Genomic DNA, 20,010 nt, shown 5'->3' with positions numbered 1-20,010 from the left:
CCTCGCCTAGGCTCGGTGTGCCCGTCATCCGACATTGATTTGGGGGGCCGCCGCGATGGGCCATCCCTGGCCCAGCGCGGCTAAACCGGCGTCCTGCCGGTTTACCCCCCAAATCAAAATCGGATGACGGCCAGCGTGGTTTAACGGGGCGCCTCAGATCAAAAGCAAAGCGAGACGGCCTGACAGCCGACCTGATCGTCTAGGCGTACGCTTATACCTGTGGGAGCTGGCTTGCCTGCGATGGTGGTGTATCAGTCGATAAATGTATTGGCTGATGTACCGCCATCGCAGGCAAGCCAGCTCCCACAGGGAATGCAGCTTCGCGCTCTGGCTTTGCTGTTGCTGTGGCTCTGCTTTTGATCTGGCTTTTGATCTTGATCTAAGGCGCCCCGTTAAACCACGATGGCCGCAGGCAGGTATTGCGCAGTGGGCACCCCGGCATGGATGCCGGGGTAGCCGCGACACGGCCATGGATGGCCGATCGCGGCGGGCCCACGGAGCAATGCCTGACTGCGGGCATGCCGAGCCTAGGCGAGGCACCGAGTGGTGGGGCAAGAGCCCTTTTGGTTACTTTTGGGGCTCTTTTCCAAAAGTGACCCGCTGTAAGAGCGGAACCAATAGCCGCCGTAACCGCAAAAACGGATATGTACACGAACCCAAGAAGCACCAGAGAAAAGAGTTATGTAAAAACTCATGCCTATCGCAACCTCGCCAAAGCTCAACAGCTCCCACCTTTGATTTTTGTTGCCTGGTTAGAAGTAGTAACCAATATTCACGTTGGTGCGGTAATACCACTCGTTGCTGCCCACCGAGCTGGTATTGGTAAAGCCGCTGCCATTCTCGGCCCCGCCATAGGGGTTGGCGTTGCGCGCCCAGGTAAAGTCGACCCAGGCCATCACCGGCATCGCCAGGAACTGCGCGCCCACGGTGAACATCTGCGAATCATCCCAGGCGCTCTTGTCTTTCATCATCCGGCTGTAGTCGGTGTACAACTTGACCTTCTTCAACTGCCCCAGCGTCGGCGTGTAGACGTCATAGCCGAGGTTGATCGAGGCGAGGGTGGCCTTGGATGCGATCAGGTACGCGGGGGTCAGGCCGTTGCCACCCATCAGCACCGAGTCCTTGCTGACGCCGGTGGGGTTTTCAGGGTCGTATTCGTAGCGGATGGCCTGGCTGGTAACGGTCCACAGCCCCTTGTTGATGATGGCGTGTACACCGGCGGCCCAGTAGTCGCCGTCGTCCCGGGTGGTGGCGTTGTACAGCTGGGCGGTGGCCAGCGAGGCGCCGATCTCGGTTTTCCAGCCATCGCTGTTGAAGGTCCGTGCTACGCGGGCGTTGAGTTGGTTGCGCTTCTCGTTGTCCTGGCGCGATTGGATCGCGGCAATCGCATTGTCCTTCAGGTCGGCGTAACGCCCGACTTCAGGCGAGTAGCGAAGGTCGCTGGGCAACATGCGCGGGAAGAAACCCAGTTGCACGTCCCAGTCCTGGTCCTTGTAGCTGTACTTGAGGCCGGTGCCGGCACTTGAGGCATAGCCCATGAAAAACGGCAGGTGGTAGCTCCAGCCAAATTGCGGATACGGCTCCAGGCCAAACGGCTTGAACGGCGCTCCCAGTTGCACGTTGGAGTTGGCATTGAGCCGATAGCCGACGAAACCACGGTCGATGGAGCGCTTGCCGTCGTCCTGGAACCAGTAGCCGATATCGCTGTAGAGGCTCTTGTAGGTGGCCTGCACGTCCAGGCGGAACGTGTCGAAGAGGAAGCGGCCATTGTTCTCGGTGGTGTCCCAATGCTCGTCGCGATAGTTGGTACGCAGCGCACCACCGATATCCAGGCTGGCGTCGCCGGCCTCACTGCGCCAGGCAATATGCGGGAATGGTTTATTGGCGGCGTTGGCCCGCACCGGTTCGGAAGGGATGGGTTCTGCGGCGAAACTGCTGAAACTGGCAAACATCAATCCTGCACACAAGACACGCTTCATAGAGACCTCTCTACCGGGTAATCGGCAACACTCGTCCGCTTGCCTTTAAAGGCAACTAAGGAGGGAGCGGGTCTTACCGGGTTTAAGTGTTGGTTATTATTGTTTTATCGGCGAAACGCCGTTTAATCAGTGAATGCACAGGGGTAGAGCAGGAAGTGTGCCAGGCGGCGTATTTACTGGGGTTTTATAAAAACCTGCTTGAAAACAATTGTTTATATGGGAAACAAAGCGCTTTGTATAACCCATGAAACAACCTGTAAGTGCGGTAACAAAGTTGCTCGGGATAGGTGCGTCTTTATTGCACGCTGCCAATGAAACGGGCAATTTTGTGTTTTACGGGTGAATAATAAGTTGCCTACTTATTTACTCGATAGATCGTCTGCCTGACATCGTGGCGAGGGGACAAGCCCCCTCGCCACAACAGCCCCACCACCGAGCCTATGCAGACTAAAGGTCCAGCACCAAGCGCCGGCTCTTGCAGCCCGAAACGCACACCATCATCGACGTGTTCGCCGCACGCTCGGCCTTGGTCAGTACCCCGTCGCGGTGGTCGATCTCGCCTTCCACCACCCGCGTTTCACAGGAGCCGCACACCCCCTCGCGGCAGCTGTGGTCAATGTCGCAACCGGCTTCAAGCAGCACATCCAGCAAACTCAAACCGGGCTCCACCGACAGCGTCTTGCCGGACTTTTTCAGCTCCACGCTATAGCGGCTCTGGGCATCTTCGCTGGGCGGCAGTTCGGCGGCGGTAAAGCGCTCGATATGCGCATGGGGATAACCCAGGCGCTCACAGGTGCCCTCGAACGCATCCAGCATCGGCGTCGGCCCGCAGCAGTAGAAGTGCGTATCTGCCGGCTGGCCAGCGAGGTAGGCGGCGAGGTCCGGCGGCACGCCTTTCTCGTCGTTGAAGTGGTACACCACCCGCGCATCCAGGCCGTTCAAGGCTTCCACCAATGCCGCTTCCTGGCGCGAGCGCGCGCAATAGATCAGCTCGGCGGATTTTCCCTGGGCCAGCAACTGGCGGAACATGCAGTAGATCGGGGTAATGCCGATGCCACCGGCCACCAGCACACTGTGGCTGGCGCTCAGGTCCAGCGCGAAGTTGTTGCGCGGCGCCGAGATCGACAGCGGCATGCCGACCCGCAGTTGGCTGTGCACATATTCCGAGCCGCCGCGGCTGTTGCGGTCACGCAGGATGCCCACGGTGTAGCGCCCCTGGTCGCTGGGGGAGTTGAGCAGCGAGTAGCTGCGCACCAGGCCGTTGGCCAGGTGCAGGTCGATGTGCGAGCCGGCCTCGAACGGCGGGAACACGGTATCGCCCAACGGCCGAAACTCCACGCTGATGATGCCTTCGGCTTCATAGCGCAGGGTATGCACGCGGGCATTGAGCAGGGAGGGCTTAGACATCATTCACCTCTGTGACGGTACGCAGGTCGACATCGAGCTGGGCACTGGCCTCGATCTCGACCCGTAGTTCAGGAAACACCAGTGCGTTGACGGCCACCAGGGTGGACGTGGGAAACACGGCCTGCCCGGCGAAAAAATCCCGTCGGGCGCGGCCCACTTGGTCTTTGTCGGCGATATCAGTGAGGTACACCGTCAGCCGGTAGATATTGCCCACGTGCCCGCCGGCCGCCGTCACCAGCGCCTGGATCTTGCCCAGCACCACCAGGGTCTGGGCGTAGCAATCCAGGGGGGCCTCGCGGCTGGCGGGGTGCGCGGTCATCCCCGACATCACCACTTCGCGGCCGATCAGCAGCGCATTCGACCAACTGGCCCCGGCGGGCGCCACCACGACCGCGTTCATGGCAGTTGCTTCGCGTCGATCAGTTCAAGCTGGGCCTTGGCCGCGTTTTTCAGGTAACGGCGCATGCGCACCACGCCCAGGTCGTGCTGGTAGAGGTTTTCGCGCTGGTTGGCGTCCGGCTCCATGAATTCCAGCAGCACCCGATCCTGCTCCAGCACGGCCCAGTGCCGCGCTTCCAGGCGGTTCTTGTAAAGGAAGCGCCAGGTGTCGCGCTGCCAGCCGGTCAGCGGTCGGCAGCGCCAGTGGAACACCGCCGAGAGCGCGCGGCTGCTCGGCGTGTAGCTGCCGATAATGGTGAAGTTGCCGCCCGGGCCGCCGGTTTTCGGGTAGGGGATTTCCAGGCGCAGCCAATGGCAGCCGTTGTCCATGAACTCGGTCCAGTCGAAGTTCACCCCGCGCTGGCCTTCCTTCTCGAAGAAGAACCCGTTGTCGGTGTCGCGGGTGACGAACTTGGCGGTGGCTTCGCCTTCACTCATCGAGTGCGACATCTTGTGCAGGTAGGTGCCGTGCATCGGGTCCATGACGTTGTCGATCACGTAGCGGTAGTCGCCTTTCCACTCGGTGTAGCAGACGAAGCTGCTCCACTCCGGCGAGGTCAGTTGCTCGGGCAGCACCAGTTCCGGCGGGGTCTCTAAATGCGCGTCGGTGGCATTGAACAAAAAGATCGCGCCTGCCGCTTCGCGGGTATGGAACATGCGGGTCGGGCGGCTGCCTTCGAGTTTGCAGCCGGGGCTGCCGGGCACCTTGGTCACGGTGCCGTCACAGCGCACTTCGACGCCGTGATACGGGCATTGCAGGCGATCACCCAGCACCGGGCCCTGGGACAGCGGCGCGCCGCGATGGGGGCAATGGTCTTCGAGGGCGTGTACGCGGCCATCGTTGTCGCGCCACAGGGCGATCTTGTAGCCGAGGCGGCGCACCGACACCGGCTTCTCCCCCAACAGGTCCGAAGGCAACACCGGGAACCAGAGGTCTTTGAGGCCATTGGCCAGATGGTTTTCAACAGGGTCGACGGTCAATTGCATAGTCATTGTTCTATTCCTTCTGCCGGGTCATTCGCCCAGCCGGGCCATCAGGGTTTGATAGGCATCTGCCGTCCACTCGCCGCTGGTCAGCGGGCAGGGCGGGCCGGCCAGGTTGAGGTGGGCGAGCAGCGCCGGCAGCTCGGTCACGCCGTTGCCGAAGGCGCGTTCGATGGAGTCGCCCAGCAGCTCTTCAAACTGGGTATTGGGCCGTTTGCGCGCCTGATGGGGCTCGAGGAAGCGTTCGGTAGTGCTCATGTCATTGACCTCCGTTGCGTACCCGTTCGCGGATGGTTTCGCGCACGGGGATAAAGTCGTATGTCGGGAAAACTTCAGTGCTGAACACGCCCCACGCCGAGCGCTCAAGCTCGACGTTAAGGGCTGGCAGCAGGCTCGGCGGCAAGCGCAGGGTGACGATCTGGCCCAGGCCCATGGCCACGGTCCAGCTCACCAACTCCACGCCCTGCGGTGGAAAACGCTCCCACCAATCCTGCTGCTTCATATGCCGCTGAATGTCTTCCAGGTTCTTCGATTGGTCGTGCTTGAGCAGCACGGTCACCAGCAAGCTGTCGCTCATGTTCAGGCCGCGCTTTGGGTGGGGATGGTCCAGGCGTCGTAGCCATAGACCCAATCGGCGTTGCCGCCGTCCTTGAGCCACTGGTTGCCCCGCGAGCCGATCTGGATCTGGCTGGTGCGTTCCAGGCGCGCCTGCTGATAGCCCTGCAAGGCCGCGGCGACCTGGGACGGGCTGTCGAGGTCTTGCAGGTAACGGGCGAGCACCACCGCATCCTCGATGGCCTGGCCGGCACCCTGGGCCATGAACGGCATCATCGGGTGGCAGGCATCGCCCAGCAGGGTGATCGGGCCCTTGGACCAGAACGGCAGCGGGTCGCGCTCATACAGCGCGGTCTTGAGCACATCGCTGCACGCATCCAGCAGGGCGCGGGCGTCGGGGTGGAACGCCTGATAGTGGCTGCGCAGCTCGTCGGCATCGCCAGCGCTGGTCCACGATTCTTCGTGCCAGCTGTCCTGGGCGGTGGTGGCGAAGATAAAAATATCTTTGCCCTGGTTGAGCGGGAACGTAACGATCTGGCTCTGCGGGTTGGGGCCCCACCACTTGGTAAAGGCCTGGATATTCGGCACATGGGCCACCAACTCGGCCGGCACCACCGCGCGGTACGCCACCACCCCGGTAAAGCGCGGGTGCTCTTCGCCAAACAGCGCGTTGCGCACCACCGAGTGGATGCCGTCGGCGCCGATCAGCACATCGCAGCGGTGCTGGCTGCCGTCCTTGAAGTGCAGGCAGATGCCGTCGTCAGTGTGCTCAACCCGCTCGGCGCGCTTGGCGAATTGCACCTGCTCCAACGGGAACACTTCGGCCAGGGCCGCCAGCAGGTCGGCGCGGTGGATGGTCAGTTGCGGGGCGCCGTACTTCTGCTCGGCGGCGTCGGACATTTCCAGGCGTGAAGTCTCTTCGCCGCTGTCCCACATCCGGCTGATGCGATGGGTCGGCCGGGCGGCCGGGATGCGCACGGCGGCGCCAATCCCCAGGCCATCCAGCGCACGTACCGCGTTGGGGGTGAGGTTGATGTCGGCGCCGACCCGCAAAAAGGCCTTGGACTGTTCAAACACGGTGACCTGGTGACCGGCGCGGTGCAGGGCGATGGCGGCGGTCAGGCCGCCGATACCGGCACCGGCGATAGCAATATTCAGGGAAGGCATGGGCGACTCCTGCTCAGGATTTGGGTTTGTCGGTGAGGAACTTGCCTTGCGGCGCCTCGACGTGTTGTTGGCGCCGGGTATTGCCGTCGATACCGCCGGCAATTGCCCATTCGGCGAACACCGTGGGGCCCGGCTCAAAGGTGCGTGGCTGCCATTCGCCGGTCAGTTGATCTTCGTCGGCGTAGTACTCCACCAGCGCGCCGGCGGGGTTCTTGAAGTACCAGAAAAACGCCGAAGACACCGGGTGACGCCCAGGGCCGATCTCGGTCGGCCAGCCGCTGCGGGACACGTGCATGCCACCGCCAAACACCTCGTGCACATCGCGCACGGTAAAGGCCACATGGTTCAGTCCCGCCCGTGGCGCCGGCAGTTGCAGCATGAACAGGTCGTGGTGGCCACCTTCCTCGGCGGTGCGCAAAAAGGCCCCGCGATCCGGATAGCGGTCCGAGGCCTGGAAGCCGAAACGCTCGTGGTAGAAGGCTTCGCAGGCGTTCACGTCCTTGACGAAAAACACCACGTGACCGACTTCAATCGGCGTGGCGCGCTCGTAGATCGGCGCCGCCTTGTTGATCCGGCCCTTGGTCTGCCAGGTGTTGTGGCCGCTGCACTCGATCTCCAGCTCGCGCTTACGCGTGACTTGCAGGCGGATCGCTAGGCCGTTGGGGTCGGTGCAGCCGATGCGCCCGTTGCCCTCGATAAACCCCGGGTCGTTGGCGATGCGTTCGGCGTACAGCGCAAGGTCCGTCGCGTCGGCCACGCCCCACACCACTTCGCGCACGGTGGAGCCGGCCTCGATGGCGGGCGGCAGGCCGGGTTTGTTCAGGTCGGCGAGCACTACGCGGCAGCCATTGAGGGTCTCGAAGATCACCTCATCGGGTTGCGTGCTGACCTGGGTCAGGCCCCAGTCGCTGAAAAAACGCACGCAGGTGTCGAGGTCCTCGACGCCATAGGTGACTTCATCAATACCTAAAACGCTCATCACGCTACCTCGTGTGGCACACCGGCCCAGGCCAGTGGCTGTTGGTTCATGCCCCAGTAGAGGCTCTTCTGTTCCATGTATTGCAGGATCCCCAGGCGGCCTTTTTCGCGGCCCAGGCCGCTGTCGCGCCAACCGCCGAACGGTGTGGAAATCGAGAACTGTTTGTAGGTGTTGATCCACACCGTGCCGGCCTGCAAGCGCCGGCCCAGGGCCCAGCCGCGCTTGTAGTCGCGGGTCCAGATGCCTGCCGCGAGGGCGTACAGGCTGTCGTTGGCCTGCTCCAGCAATTGCTCTTCGTCGTCGAAGGGCATGGCCACCAGCACCGGGCCGAAGATTTCTTCCTGGCATACCTGTTGTTGGTTGTGCAGGCCCTCAAGAATGGTCGGCGCGTAGAAGTAGCCCTGGTCATACAGACCACCGCTGGGGCGCTGCCCGCCCAGGCGCAGGCGCCCGCCTTCGGCCAGGCCAAGGGCGACGTAACGTTCCACCGATTCACGATGGCCGGCGCTGATCAACGGGCCCATCTGCGTGTTTTCGTCGGCCGGGTCGCCCATGCGCAGGTTCGCGGCGGCGGCCACCAGGCGTTGCATAAAGGGCTCGTACAGGGCGCGCGCGACAAACAGCCGCGAGCCGGCAATACAGGCCTCGCCCGAGGAGCTGAAAATGCCGTAGAGCACGCCCGCCACCGCGTGGTCGAGGTCGGCGTCATCAAGGACGATGGTCGGCGACTTGCCGCCCAGCTCCAAAGACACCGGCATCATCTTGTCGGCGGCGATATGGGCGATGTGCTTGCCAGTGCGGGTGCCGCCGGTGAACGACACGCGCTTGACCAGCGGGTGGCGGGTCAGGGCGTCGCCCAGCAGCGAGCCCTTGCCGGGCAGCACGCTGATCAGGCCCTTGGGCAGGCCGGCCTCTTCGCACAGACTGGCCAGGCGCAGGGCCAGCAGCGGGGTGATTTCCGCCGGTTTGATCACCACCGCATTGCCCGCCGCCAGGGCTGGCGCGACCTTCTGCGCCTCGCTGGCAATCGGTGAGTTCCACGGGGTGATCGCGGCGACCACGCCCATCGGCTCATACACGCTCATGCTGACGAAATCACCGCGCGACGGGGTGATGGTTTCTTCCAGGGTTTCGCAGGCGGCGGCGAAGAACTGGAAAGTGCCGGCCGCACTGGCCACCAGCGCACGGGTTTCATTGATCGGCTTGCCGTTGTCCTGGCGTTGCAGCTGCGCCAGTTCCTCACTGTGCAGGCGGATCAGCTCGGCGATGCGGTACAGCACACCGGCCCGCTCATGGGGTTTGCGCTGGGCCCAGCCGCTGTGCAGGAAGGCCTGGTGCGCGCCCTGGATGGCGTCTTCCACATCCTGCAAATCGGCAGCGTTAAGCCAGGCCACGGCCTCGCCAGTGGCCGGGTAGCGGCTGGCGTAGCGCTCGCCACGGCCCAGGCGCCAGTGGCCGGCGATGCAGATCGGTAAAGTCTGTTCGAGGGTCATCGACGGGCTCCTAAATTGAGATGGCATGGGCGTGGTTGCCCAAGGCACGGACCACGCTGTACACGGTCAGCGCCGAGGTCTTGGGGTTGGCCAAAAGCGGCTTGCCGCGCAGGCTCAACTCGAAACGGCCAAAGGCGCCACGGGCTTCGAAGTGGTGGACGTTTTCGTCGCTGTGGGGGTCGGCGATCAGCGTGACGTGGGTGCGATCCAGGCCCAGCCCGGCCAGGGATAGGGTGGCCGCAACGTTGGCGTTTTTCGGGTACAGCCGCGCGGCCTCACGGGCACTGCCCTGGAAGATCACCGTGGCTTCGCGGATGCTGTCCAGGTCGCAAGCCTGCTCGCCGGGAGTGTTCTTCCAGGCGCGGGCTGGCTTGCGCCCGGTGTAGTTGACCGAGTCCAGGCCGCCGACCTTGGCCGCCGACAACGCATCAATACCGCCAATCGCCCCGGGCAGCAGCTCGATGCGGGTCTTGCCGCGCTCGGCGGCGGCCTCCAGGCGTTCCACCAGGCCCACTTCGGACAAGGCGCCGACCGACACAATCAGGCAGGCAATCCCACGCTCCAGGGCCGGCAGCACATGCTCTTCGATGGCGCGGTGGCCGGCGCACTCCACCAGCAAATCCGGGCGCGTATCGGCCGGCAAGGCGGTCAGCACCTGCGGCGGTTGTTTGAAACTGGCCAGGCGCTGGCGCACCAGGGCTTCGGAGCCCTCGGAAGCGATGACGTAATCCACGCACAACTGCGGATCGTTCTCCAGCAGCTCCAGCACGCCGACGCCAATGGCGCCGCAGCCGATCATGGTGATATGCAACATGCGACGATCCTCAGGCGGTGGCCTTCTGGGCTTTGGTTTCGCTGTTGGGCGGGCCGGCGAACTGGGTGGCGAAGTTGCCCACGCTGAGCATGTCCACTTCCAGCAGGAACGGGCCGGGCTGGCTCAAGGCGCTGTCGACCACCTTGCCGAAATCCTTGAGGTCGGTGACCAGGCCATGGCGCAGGCCCATGGATTCGGCGAGCTTGGTGTAGTCCGGGGTGTGCAGGTCGACATAGCAATGCCGGCTGCCGTAGACCGCGTCCTGGATATTGCGGATCACCCCGTAGCGCTGGTCGTTCATCAGCAGAATCACCAGGTTGGCGCGCTCCTGGACCAGGGTCGCCAGCTCACCCAGGTTGAGGATGAAACCGCCATCGCCCGCCAGGGCAAACACCTTGCGCTCGGGCGCGGTTTCAGCGGCTGCCACCGCGGCACCGATGCCCATCGCCAGGCCCTGGCCAATACCGCCGCCCAAGGCGTGAACCCCGGCGCGTGGGTGGTACAGGTTGAGCAGGCGGTTGCCCCAGATGCTGTTGGACAGGGTCACATCGCGCACCCAGGAGAAGTTGCGCCCGGTGCTGGCCTGCAATTGCTCGACCATCGCCGAGTACGGGCCCAGGTCCGCCACCAGTTGGCTGCGCGACTGTTCACGCACGGCCTTGAGTTCGGCGAGGAACTGCGGGTCGGTGTGCAGGCGGCCTTCCAGGCGGTCAGCCAACCCTTCCAGGGCCAGGGCCGCGTCGCCGCAGATAAACAGTTCGCTGGCATAGCTGCGGCCTTCGATGGCCGGGTTGGCGTCGATGCGCAGCGTGTTCTGCGGCAGCTTGAGCGCGTACTTGAAGGTCTCATTGCTGCGCAGGCGCGACCCGGCGATCAGCAGTGCATCGCAGGTTTGCAGGAACTGCTCGACCCGCTTGTTCTGCGAAAAGGCCCCCAGGCAACGTTCGTCGTCTTCGTTAACCACGCCGCGACCCTGGGTCGAGGTGATCACCCCCACGCCCATCGCCAGCAGGCGCTTGACCTGCGCCCCGGCATGCCGCGCGCCGCCACCGAGCCAGAGCATCGGGCGTTTGGCACTGGCCAGGCGCGCGGCCACCAGGTCGAGGGCTTCCGGTGCCGGCACAGCGACCGGGATCGGCAGTGGCGACAGGTCGGTGGGCATTGGGATAAAGGCCGACTGGATGTCGATCGGGATCTCGACGCTGACCGGGCCGGTGGGCGCGGTGAGGGCGGTCTGCACCGCGAGCTTCAGGGTGCTGATGGCGGTCTCGACGCTGCGCACGCGGAAGGCGGCCTTGGACACGGCCTTGAGCATGTTCAACTGGTCGCGAGCTTCGTGGATATACGCCAGTTCCTGGTCCAGGTACGGCGTCTCGATCTGCCCGGTGATGTGCAGCACCGGGGTGCCGGCAGTCTGCGCTTCAACCATGGCCCCAGCCGCATTGCCGGCGGCAGTGCCGGTGGAGGTCAGGCACACGCCCAGGCCACCGGTGGTGCGGGCATAGGCGTCGGCCATGTTGGCGGCGCCGGCTTCACCCCGGGCCATGACAAAGCGGATATTGCCGCGCACGGCGAAGGCATCGAGGATCGGCATGTTGTGGATCGAGATCACGCCAAACGCGGCCTTGACGTCGCATTGTTCGAGAAAGGCGGTGATGGCAGCGCCCACGGTGACAGTGTTTTCATTACGCATGGCGGGACAGGCCTCCAGAGACATCGATATGGCTGCCTGTGGTGTAAGCCGACAGAGGCGAGGCCAGAAACAGGATCGCGCGGGCCGCTTCAATCGGCAGGCCCAGGCGCCCCAGGGGAATATGTTTTTGTTGGGCCAGGCGGGCGGTCCATTGCGCCCAGTCGAGGTCGCGTTCTTCACGCGCTTCGAAGCGGCGGCGCCATTGCCCGGACTCCACCAGGCCAATCAGGATGCCGTTGACGCGGATGCCTTGCGGGGCGAATTCGGTGGCCATCGAGCGCACCAGGTTCTTGATCCCGGCGCGGGCAGCGGAGGTGGCGACCATGTGCGGTTCCGGCTGGCTGGCCAGCAGTGAGTTGACGCAGACAATCGCGGCGTCGGCCTGGCTTTGCAGCTGCGGCGTGAAGGCGCGGACCGGGTTGATCACCGAAAAAAACTTCAGGTGCAGCTCTTCGGTCCAGGCGCTGTCGGTGGTGTCGGCAAAGGTCGAGACCCGGCCTTGCCCGGCGTTGTTGATCAGCACGCTGGCGGCGCCCAGCGCGGCCAGGCTGGCGCTGGCAAAGGCGTAGACCGATTCGCCATCGAGCACATCGCACACCTGGGCCAGCAGTTGGCCTTGCGGGAAACGTTGGCGCAGGTCGCTTTCGGCACGGCGCAGGCGTTCTGCATCGCGGCCGCAAAACGCAACGCCCGCACCGGCTTCCAGCAGCAGTTCGACGCATGCCAGGCCTATGCCCGAGGAGCCTCCGGTGACGATTGCGGTGCGGCCCTGCAATGAATAAAGGCTCATCTCAATCTCTCATCAAGGCAGTGACGCGGGGCTGCCCGCTGTGGGCGCCGCCGTTGTAGTTGAGCAGGCGCGACAGCTCGTCGGCGCTGCGCCGCACTTGGTTCAGCAGCTCTTCAAAATTCACATGACCGATCTGCGTGGTCGGGATGGTCACGCCGAGGGCGGCCACGATGTCGCCGCTCTGGTCGCGCACGGGCGCGGCCACTGTGGAAATCGCCGATTCAAAGAACCCTTCGCCGCTGACAAAGCCGCGCTGGCGGTCGGCCTGGAGCATGTCGAACAGCTCCATCACGGTTTTCGGGGTGCAGTGGGAGTGCTGTTCCAGGTGCTCCTCGGGGTACAGCTCGCGCAGTTCGGCCAGTGACAGGTCTTCGAGGAGGATGCGCCCCAGCACCGTGGCATGGGCCGGCAGGCGGGTGCCGACGTTGACCGCGTTGGAGAACACCGAAGGCGGCGACACCTTGGCCACGTACACGATGGAACGCCCGTCGCGCACCACCAGGTTGCTCGGGTAGTTAACCCGGTCGCACAAACGCGCCAGCAGTGGCTGGCCGAGTTCGGTCAGCTCCAGCGACGCCAGGTACTCGAAGCCCAGGCGCAGCACCGACATGCCCAGGCGGTACTCGTTGCCGCTGCGGGTGACGAAGCCCATGGTTTCCAGGGTGGTCAGCAAGCGGAAAATCGTCGAGCGCGGCAGCGCCAGGCGCCGCGCCAGTTCCGGCGCGGTCAGGGTCCGGTTGCGCCGGCTGAACTCGCAGAGCAGCAACAAGCCGCGCTCCAGGCCCGGCACGATGTATTTGTCCTGAGCATCCTTCAGCAGATCTGAGTCGTTCATAGGGTTCTACCTGTCAGGGATTGTTTGAGGGCGTAGGCCAGGCGACCGGCAACCACTCGCGGTTGTTCGATGGGGCTGGCATGGCCTGCGTCGGCGATCAGGTTGAAGCTGGCACCCAGGGCCTTGGCCACGCCCAGGCAGGTGTCGGGTGGGGTGATGCTGTCGGCTTCGCCGCAATGCACCTCGCAGGGCATTGCAGGTTGGCCGTGGCGCAGCAAGTCGTCGCCGCACAGCAATTCGATGGCCTGGCGATAGCCCAGCGGGTTCAGGCGGGCCATGTTCCAGTGCACCCAGGCCAACGCTTGGGGCTGGGCACTGGGCGAGAGCATGTGGGCGCTGCGCTGCTTGGCCAGCCCGGCGATGCCCAGGCGTTGCAGGTTGTCCAGGCGTTGCTGGCGCACTTGCTGGCGCTGCGCGTTGCGCTCGGACGCGCCATAGCCACGAGCGGGGCTGATCAGTACCAGGCGGCTCACGCGTCTGGCCTGGGCACTGCGGGCCAAGGCCAGGGCGGTCAGTGCGCCCAGGGAATGGCCGACCAGCACGCACTCGTCCACCTCCAGCGCATCGAGCATCTGCACCAGGCGCGCGGCGTATTGCTCGGCCTTGGGTACTTGCGACTCCAGGGGCTGGAGTCGCCATAGCCGGGCGCGTCCCAGGCGATGACCCGCGCCTGGGCCGCCAGATGTTGTGCCACCTGCAGCCAGGACGCCGCGCCGGAGCCGATGCCGTGCAGCAACACCACTGCCGGTCCCGTGCCGCATACCCGCAGGGCCTGCTGACCACCTGCTGACGCGACCCGTTGCTGGGGGAAGTCGCGCTGCAGTTGGGCTTGCAGGTCGGCCGTCGGCGCGGCGTGCGTGAGTCCTGGCAACATGGGCTTACCCGCGCTTGATCGAGGCCAGAGGGTGCTCTGGCGGATAGGTCGGGGTGATCGGTTTTTTCGCGCCGAGCATCACGCACATCAGCGCGTCTTCATCGCCGATGTTGATTTCTTCGCGGTACACGCCGGGCGGCACGGAAATCACGTCGCGGTCGGTGAGGATGGTCTCGAAGCGCTCGCCGTCCTTTTCCAGCACCACCTTGAGTTTGCCGCGCAGCACGAAAAACACTTCTTCGACGTCAATGTGCAGGTGCGGCGGGCCTTCATGGCCGGCCGGGATGACCATGGTGGAAAAGGTGAAGTGCTCCGACGGGATGGTGTTCATGTCGGTGCTGATGCCAGTGCCGCCCGTGCCGATGTAGCGCATTTGCGCGCGGCGGAACTTGGGGTCGTAGTCAGCCTGGAACTTCAGGGCATCCCAGTCGTACTTGCGCGTCTCGTAACGGGCGATGCGCGTGCTCATCCAGCTTTCCAGGCTGGCGCCGGCAGGGCGGTCCCAGCTTTTCGGGGTGTCGTTTTGGGCAGATAGATCAGTCATGACAGTCTCCAGATCAAGGCATGACGAACCCGCCGTTGACCGGCAGGGTTTGTCCAGTGATAAAACGGGCAAGGTCGGACAGCGCGAACAGCACGGCGCCGCTGACGTCTTCGGGCAATTGTGGGCGTTGCAGGGCCCGTTGGTCGTTGTACAAACGGTGGCGCGCCTCGGGCACGTAGGCGGTGGCTTCCACCAGCACCAGGCCGGGGGCGATGGCGTTGACGGTGATGTTGTCGCTGCCCAGCTCCCGCGCCAGGCTGCGGGTCATGGCGATGATCGCGCCCTTGCTGGCGACATAGGCCAACAGGTTCGGCGCGCCCCACAGCGGAGTGTCCGAGGCCAGGTTGACGATGGCGCCCTGGCCGCTGGCGCGCAGGGCCGGCAGGCAGGCGGTGGTCATCAGCCAGGTGCCGCGCACGTTGACCTGCATCACCTGGTCCCAGGTGTCGATGCTCAATGCTTCGCAGCCCTTGCCGCCGGAGTTGGTGATCGAGGCGTTGTTCACCAAGCCATCGAGGCCGCCCAGCAGGCTGATCGTCGCGTCGACACAGGCCTGGATCGACGCGGGTTGGGCCAGGTCGACGGTGACGGCCTGCACATCCAGGCCCAGCGCCTGCAACTCACCGGCGGCCTGCTGCACACGTTCGTGCAGTACATCGGCAATCACCACTCGGGCACCGGCCTGGCCGATGGCCTGGGCAAAGGCATAGCCCAGGCCACGGGCGCCACCGGTGACCAGCACGCGACGGCCTGCAAGCAAAAGGTCATGGCGGCTCATCATTGGGTGCTCAACATGGCTTTGGGCATGTAGTGCAGGACGCGTTTTTCCGCCCACACCACTGCGCCGTAGGCGATCACCCCAATCAGGGTCAGCGCGACAATGGCGACGAACACCCCGGCTGTGTTGCCCTGGCCCTCGGCGTCCACCAGCAAAAAGCCCAGGCCCTGGTTGCCGCCCACCAGTTCACCGACGGTGACGCCGATCACGGCCAGGGTCGAGGCAATGCGCAGGCCGGAAAACAGTGCGGCCATGGCCGAGGGGAACTCCACCAGGCGGAAGATCTGCCAGCGGTTGGCGTTCATGGTGCGTACCAGGTTGATCATGTCCGGGTCGACGGTGCGGATTGCCGAGAGCACGTTGATCATCACCGGGAAAAACACGATCAGGATCGCGATCAGAATCTTCGGGTAGATGGTGTAGCCCAGCCACATCACGAACAGCGGCGCGAAGGCGACTTTCGGCGCTATCTGCAAGGCCAGGATGTACGGCGACAACATGGCTTCGGCAGCCGGCGACAGGCCCAGCGAGACGCCGATCACCACCCCTAGCAGGGCGCCGAGGGCGAAGCCGACAACGATCTCCAGCGCGGTGATCAGGGTGTGTTGCAGCAGGCCGCCGGTCTGCCACATCACCAGGCCTTCCTGGGCCACGCGGCTGAGTTTGGGCATGACGAACTCGGGCATGCCGAGCAGGCCGGGGCCCCATTGCCAGAGGACCAGGAACAGGATCAGCAGCGCGACGCTACCGAGCACGGAGTTATTGTTTTTCATCGTGTACGTACCTCAATGTCCCGGTGGTTCACTGTGCGGCGACCGGGCTGTCGACGAACTGGTTGGTGAAGAGGTCTTCAAGCGGGGTCGCCTGGGTGACGATGCCTTCGCTGACATAGAACTGCAGGACCTTGTCCAGGTGCTGCGGATCGATGTGCCCGAGCACGGCCTGCTTGGCGTAGACGTGTTCGACGTAGAGCTTGAAGATCTTCTCCAGCGAGTCCTCCTTGCCGGCATACGCCGGTACCGCCTTGGCGAAGGTCACGGCAGCGGCGCGCGGGTCCTGGATGATGTCGCGCATGCCTTGCAGGGTGCCCTGGACCACGCCACGCACGAGCTTGGGCTGGTTCTTGATGGCGTCGTCGGAAGCGAGAATCGCCTGGGCCATGCTTTCGAAGATCTGGTCCTGGGGGATCAACTTGATCTGCACCCCGGCTTCCTCGGCATTGATCACCCAGTCCGGCACCCCGGCCATGGCCTGGGCCTTGTTGGCGGAGAACAACTGCCAGACGCCGGCGGGGCCGGCGGCCTGGATGTTCACGTCGTTCTTGCCCAGCCCGGCTTTGCGCAGCGAAGCAAGCAGGGCGTAGTAGGTGGTGTCGGAGTACGACATCACCGTCATGGTCTTGCCCTTGAGGTCGCTGATGCGGTTGATGTTGTCCTTGGCGTTGGTGGCGATCATCGTCACGCCGCCATCGCCCAGCACCGCCACGGCGCGTACCGGGATGCCATTGGCCCGCACCACGATAGGCGTGTCACCGATGGCCCCGCCGATCAACGCGTTACCGGCGCCGATCTGCTTGGCCACGTCCACGCCACCTTTGGCGGCGATGAACGTCAGGTCCAGGTCCTGGGCCGTGTAGTAGCCCTTTTCCTTGGCGATGATCCACGGTGCGAACGCGGGCGAGTTGGGCGGCGCCGGCAGCAGGTAGGTGACCTTGGTCGGCTGCGCCTGGGCGGCACAGGCCACACCGAGGCCCAGGCTGAGGGCGCAAAGACGTTGAAACAGAGACTTGAGCATGGGGACTCCGGAATCGGTTGGGCGCCGCAAGGGCGGTGATCAGTGCAGTTCGGTGTCGGCACCGACCTGGAGCAACTCCATCAGGCGGCCTACCAGCGGGCCGATTTCCGGCAGCTTGCGGCGCTCCAGGGGGTTGTCGCGAAACGGCAGGTCGATGCTGATTTCTTCGATGATCGTGCCGGGGCGGGCGCTCATGACCAGCAAGCGGTCGGACATGGCGATGCCTTCGATCAGGTCGTGGGTGATGAACAGCGCGGTTTTCTTCTCGTCGAAGAGCATCCGTGCCATGTCCTGTTGCAGGATCATCTTGGTCTGGGCATCGAGGGCCGAGAACGGCTCGTCGAGGAACAGCACCTGCGGGTCGATGGCCAGGGTGCGGGCCAGGGCGGCGCGCTGGCGCATGCCACCGGAGAGCTGGAACGGGTAGTGATCGGCGTAGCCATTGAGGTGGCAGCGGTCGAGCAGGTCCAGGGCCACCTTCTGCCGGGTGGCGGCAGGCACGCCCTGGATTTCCAGGCCCAGTTCGACGTTGCGGCGGATGCTGCGCCAGGGCATCAGCAGGTCCTTCTGCAGCATGAACGCGACCTGCGGCACCGGCCCGGTGACCGGCTCGCCACCGACGAACACTTCACCTTCGCTGGGGCGGTACAGGCCCGAGCCCATGTTCAGGATGGTGCTCTTGCCGCAACCGGAAGGGCCGATGATCGACACCACTTCACCCCGGCGAATCTTGAAGTTCACCTCGCGAATGGCGAAGGGCGCGTCCGCTTTACCCTTGGCCGGGAAACATTTACCGACATTGCGAAATTCAATTTCAGTCGGCTCCAGCTCTTCCCTGAGAGCTTGGTTATTCCATTGGGGCGTCACGGCGTACATCTCTTTCACAGCCATCAGGAAGGTACTCTGGTCTGTTTTATAGGTGATACGCCGTTTAGTGCATGAACAATGCCAGGGGTTTATTTCCTACAGGTTTTTAGTAAATGTCCTTTTATATGAATGACTTGGGGTTAAGTAATTGAAAGTTTGACGTTTCATATATGAAACGTTGGTTCTTATATGGCACGAATTTGCACACTGTTCGGGCATGTAATGGGAAGTTGCGAGAGGTCGGTGCTTTTTCAGGTAACGCGGGGAAGTTAATAAACGGCTTATTTGTTTTATATATAAAACGCAGTTGCGCGCTTCTATATAGGTGTTAGTGGGAGCGAGCCAACTCGCTCAGGGGGCAGGCGTTAAAAAAGCAAAAAAAAAGGGCCTGAAGATCGAAATCTTCAAGCCCTCAAAAGGGTGAGAGGTGTCTAGTCCCTCAACCTGGTGAGCGGTGCTACATGCGTTCAGGCCTTCAAAGGCACCAGACGCGGGGCAATCATGTTTTCCGGGCGCAGGATGTCGTCGAGCATGGCGTCGTCGAGCAAGCCTTCTTCGCGCACCAGTTCCAGCACGCCACGGCCGCTTTCAAGGGCGATACGGGCGATGCGGGTGGCGTTTTCATAGCCGATGTACGGGTTCAGCGCGGTGACCAGGCCGATGGAGTGCTCCACCAGTTCGCGGCAGCGTGCTTCGTTGGCGGTGATGCCGACGATGCAGTGTTCGCGCAGCATGTCCATGGCGCGTTGCAGCAGGCGGATCGAGTCGAAGATCTTGAAAGCGATCAGCGGCTCCATCACGTTCAGTTGCAGTTGGCCGCCTTCGGCCGCCATGGTCAGGGCCAGGTCGTTACCGATGACCTGGAAGGCCACCTGGTTCACGGCTTCCGGGATGACCGGGTTGACCTTGCCGGGCATGATCGAGCTGCCTGGCTGACGCGCTGGCAGATTGATCTCGTTGATCCCGGTACGTGGGCCGCTGGACAGCAGGCGCAGGTCGTTGCAGATCTTCGACAGCTTCACCGCGGTACGCTTGAGCATGCCGGAGAACAGCACGAACGCGCCCATGTCGGAGGTGGCTTCGATCAGGTCGGCCGCCGGTACCAGCGGCTGGCCGCTGATGGTGGCCAGGCGTTGCACGGCCAGGGCCTGGTAGCGCGGGTCGGCGTTGATGCCGGTACCGATGGCGGTGCCGCCCAGGTTGACTTCGGTCAGCAGCTCCGGAGCCAGGGTCTTGAGGCGTGCCAGGTCTTCACCCAGGGTCGTGGCGAAGGCGCGGAACTCCTGGCCGAGGGTCATCGGCACGGCGTCTTGCAGTTGGGTGCGGCCCATTTTCAGAACGTGGCCGAACTCGACACCTTTGGCGGCGAACGCCTGGATCAGGCTGTCGAGGCTGGCCAGCAGCGCGTCATGGCCCAACAGCAGACCCAGGCGGATCGCGGTCGGATAGGCGTCGTTGGTCGACTGCGCCATGTTCACGTCGTTGTTGGGGTGCAGGTATTGGTATTCGCCCTTGTTGTGGCCCATGGCCTCCAACGCGATGTTGGCGATGACTTCGTTGGCATTCATGTTGGTTGAAGTGCCAGCGCCGCCTTGAATCATGTCCACCACGAACTCTTCGTGGAAGTCGCCGCGGATCAGGCGGGCACAGGCTTCGCTGATGGCAGCGTGCTTGGCTTCGCTGAGCTGGCCCAACTCGCGGTTGGCATCAGCGGCGGCTTGCTTGACCATTGCCAGACCGACCACCAATTTCGGGTAATGCGAAATCGGAACGCCGGAGAGACGGAAGTTGTTCACCGCTCGCAGGGTCTGGATGCCGTAGTACGCTTGGGCAGGTACTTCGAGTACGCCAAGCAGGTCTTTTTCTGTACGGAATGATGCAGCAGAGGACATGACGGAAATCATCTCGATATGGACCCGGGCTAGGCCGGAACGCTGTGAATGCTAGGCTTGTGGAAATTTTTGGGCCAATGCTATTAAGCGCTGGCCTATGCACAAACGGCATAATGTTGATGTGACC

At 63.6% G+C, this 20,010-nt stretch carries 19 protein-coding genes and 1 pseudogene; all 20 read right to left on the bottom strand.

Annotated features, from left to right (window positions below; genetic code table 11):
• Positions 1 to 752: 752 nt before the first annotated feature.
• Positions 753 to 1,979, bottom strand: coding sequence for a hypothetical protein (locus K1X80_RS00605; protein WP_057440559.1), 1,227 nt, complete (start codon positions 1,977 to 1,979; stop codon positions 753 to 755).
• Between the two features lie 447 nt (positions 1,980 to 2,426).
• Positions 2,427 to 3,386: a PDR/VanB family oxidoreductase gene (locus K1X80_RS00600; protein WP_057440558.1), complete on the bottom strand. Its 960-nt coding sequence runs from the start codon at positions 3,384 to 3,386 to the stop codon at positions 2,427 to 2,429.
• Positions 3,379 to 3,786: a Rid family hydrolase gene (locus K1X80_RS00595; RefSeq protein WP_057961195.1), complete on the bottom strand. Its 408-nt coding sequence runs from the start codon at positions 3,784 to 3,786 to the stop codon at positions 3,379 to 3,381. Before K1X80_RS00595 ends, K1X80_RS00600 begins: the two co-directional genes overlap by 8 nt.
• A complete protein-coding gene (locus K1X80_RS00590) occupies positions 3,783 to 4,817 on the bottom strand; it encodes an aromatic ring-hydroxylating dioxygenase subunit alpha (RefSeq protein ID WP_057440556.1) in 1,035 nt (344 codons plus the stop codon). Before K1X80_RS00590 ends, K1X80_RS00595 begins: the two co-directional genes overlap by 4 nt.
• 21 nt (positions 4,818 to 4,838) lie before the next feature.
• The gene (locus K1X80_RS00585; RefSeq protein ID WP_034116488.1) at positions 4,839 to 5,066 is read right to left on the bottom strand and encodes a recombinase-like helix-turn-helix domain-containing protein; all 228 of its coding nucleotides are present in this window, start codon (positions 5,064 to 5,066) and stop codon (positions 4,839 to 4,841) included.
• Position 5,067: 1 nt separating this feature from the next.
• Positions 5,068 to 5,385, bottom strand: coding sequence for a hypothetical protein (locus tag K1X80_RS00580; RefSeq protein WP_057440555.1), 318 nt, complete (start codon positions 5,383 to 5,385; stop codon positions 5,068 to 5,070).
• 2 nt (positions 5,386 to 5,387) lie between these two features.
• Positions 5,388 to 6,530, bottom strand: coding sequence for an FAD-dependent monooxygenase (locus K1X80_RS00575; RefSeq protein WP_057440554.1), 1,143 nt, complete (start codon positions 6,528 to 6,530; stop codon positions 5,388 to 5,390).
• Between the two features lie 13 nt (positions 6,531 to 6,543).
• Positions 6,544 to 7,509, bottom strand: a complete 966-nt coding sequence (locus K1X80_RS00570) for a VOC family protein (RefSeq protein WP_057440553.1) — start codon at positions 7,507 to 7,509, stop codon at positions 6,544 to 6,546.
• Positions 7,509 to 9,002, bottom strand: a complete 1,494-nt coding sequence (locus K1X80_RS00565) for an aldehyde dehydrogenase (protein ID WP_220172610.1) — start codon at positions 9,000 to 9,002, stop codon at positions 7,509 to 7,511. Before K1X80_RS00565 ends, K1X80_RS00570 begins: the two co-directional genes overlap by 1 nt.
• 10 nt (positions 9,003 to 9,012) lie before the next feature.
• Entirely contained in the window at positions 9,013 to 9,816 is an 804-nt protein-coding gene (locus tag K1X80_RS00560) for an aspartate dehydrogenase (protein ID WP_057444232.1), read from the bottom strand.
• A 10-nt stretch (positions 9,817 to 9,826) separates the two neighbouring features.
• Entirely contained in the window at positions 9,827 to 11,509 is a 1,683-nt protein-coding gene (locus K1X80_RS00555) for a thiamine pyrophosphate-binding protein (protein WP_057440551.1), read from the bottom strand.
• Positions 11,502 to 12,299 (bottom strand): SDR family oxidoreductase, encoded by a 798-nt coding sequence (locus K1X80_RS00550; protein ID WP_057961192.1) that lies wholly within the window; start codon positions 12,297 to 12,299, stop codon positions 11,502 to 11,504. The genes K1X80_RS00555 and K1X80_RS00550 overlap by 8 nt, the downstream gene beginning before the upstream one ends.
• 1 nt (position 12,300) lies before the next feature.
• On the bottom strand, positions 12,301 to 13,134 hold the full coding sequence (locus K1X80_RS00545) for an IclR family transcriptional regulator (protein ID WP_057440549.1): 834 nt from the start codon (positions 13,132 to 13,134) through the stop codon (positions 12,301 to 12,303).
• A pseudogene (locus tag K1X80_RS00540) lies at positions 13,131 to 14,008 on the bottom strand (alpha/beta fold hydrolase). Before K1X80_RS00540 ends, K1X80_RS00545 begins: the two are co-directional and overlap by 4 nt.
• Positions 14,009 to 14,012: 4 nt before the next feature.
• On the bottom strand, positions 14,013 to 14,552 hold the full coding sequence (locus tag K1X80_RS00535) for a cupin domain-containing protein (protein WP_029289969.1): 540 nt from the start codon (positions 14,550 to 14,552) through the stop codon (positions 14,013 to 14,015).
• A 13-nt stretch (positions 14,553 to 14,565) separates the two neighbouring features.
• Positions 14,566 to 15,330 carry an SDR family oxidoreductase gene (locus K1X80_RS00530; protein WP_120734475.1) on the bottom strand — a complete coding sequence of 255 codons (765 nt, stop codon included), beginning with the start codon at positions 15,328 to 15,330 and terminating at the stop codon, positions 14,566 to 14,568.
• Positions 15,330 to 16,103, bottom strand: a complete 774-nt coding sequence (locus K1X80_RS00525; protein ID WP_057440547.1) for an ABC transporter permease — start codon at positions 16,101 to 16,103, stop codon at positions 15,330 to 15,332. The genes K1X80_RS00530 and K1X80_RS00525 overlap by 1 nt, the downstream gene beginning before the upstream one ends.
• Positions 16,104 to 16,131: 28 nt before the next feature.
• Positions 16,132 to 17,124: an ABC transporter substrate-binding protein gene (locus K1X80_RS00520; protein WP_057961189.1), complete on the bottom strand. Its 993-nt coding sequence runs from the start codon at positions 17,122 to 17,124 to the stop codon at positions 16,132 to 16,134.
• 39 nt (positions 17,125 to 17,163) lie between these two features.
• Positions 17,164 to 18,000, bottom strand: coding sequence for an ABC transporter ATP-binding protein (locus tag K1X80_RS00515; RefSeq protein WP_057440627.1), 837 nt, complete (start codon positions 17,998 to 18,000; stop codon positions 17,164 to 17,166).
• 458 nt (positions 18,001 to 18,458) lie between these two features.
• Positions 18,459 to 19,883, bottom strand: coding sequence for an aspartate ammonia-lyase (gene aspA / locus K1X80_RS00510; protein ID WP_038444539.1), 1,425 nt, complete (start codon positions 19,881 to 19,883; stop codon positions 18,459 to 18,461).
• Positions 19,884 to 20,010: the final 127 nt, after the last annotated feature.

This window comes from Pseudomonas sp. So3.2b (assembly GCF_019464415.1).
GTDB lineage: Bacteria > Pseudomonadota > Gammaproteobacteria > Pseudomonadales > Pseudomonadaceae > Aquipseudomonas > Aquipseudomonas shahriarae.
Note: the sequence above shows the minus strand (reverse complement) of the source record. Positions and strands in the feature narration are given on the sequence as shown.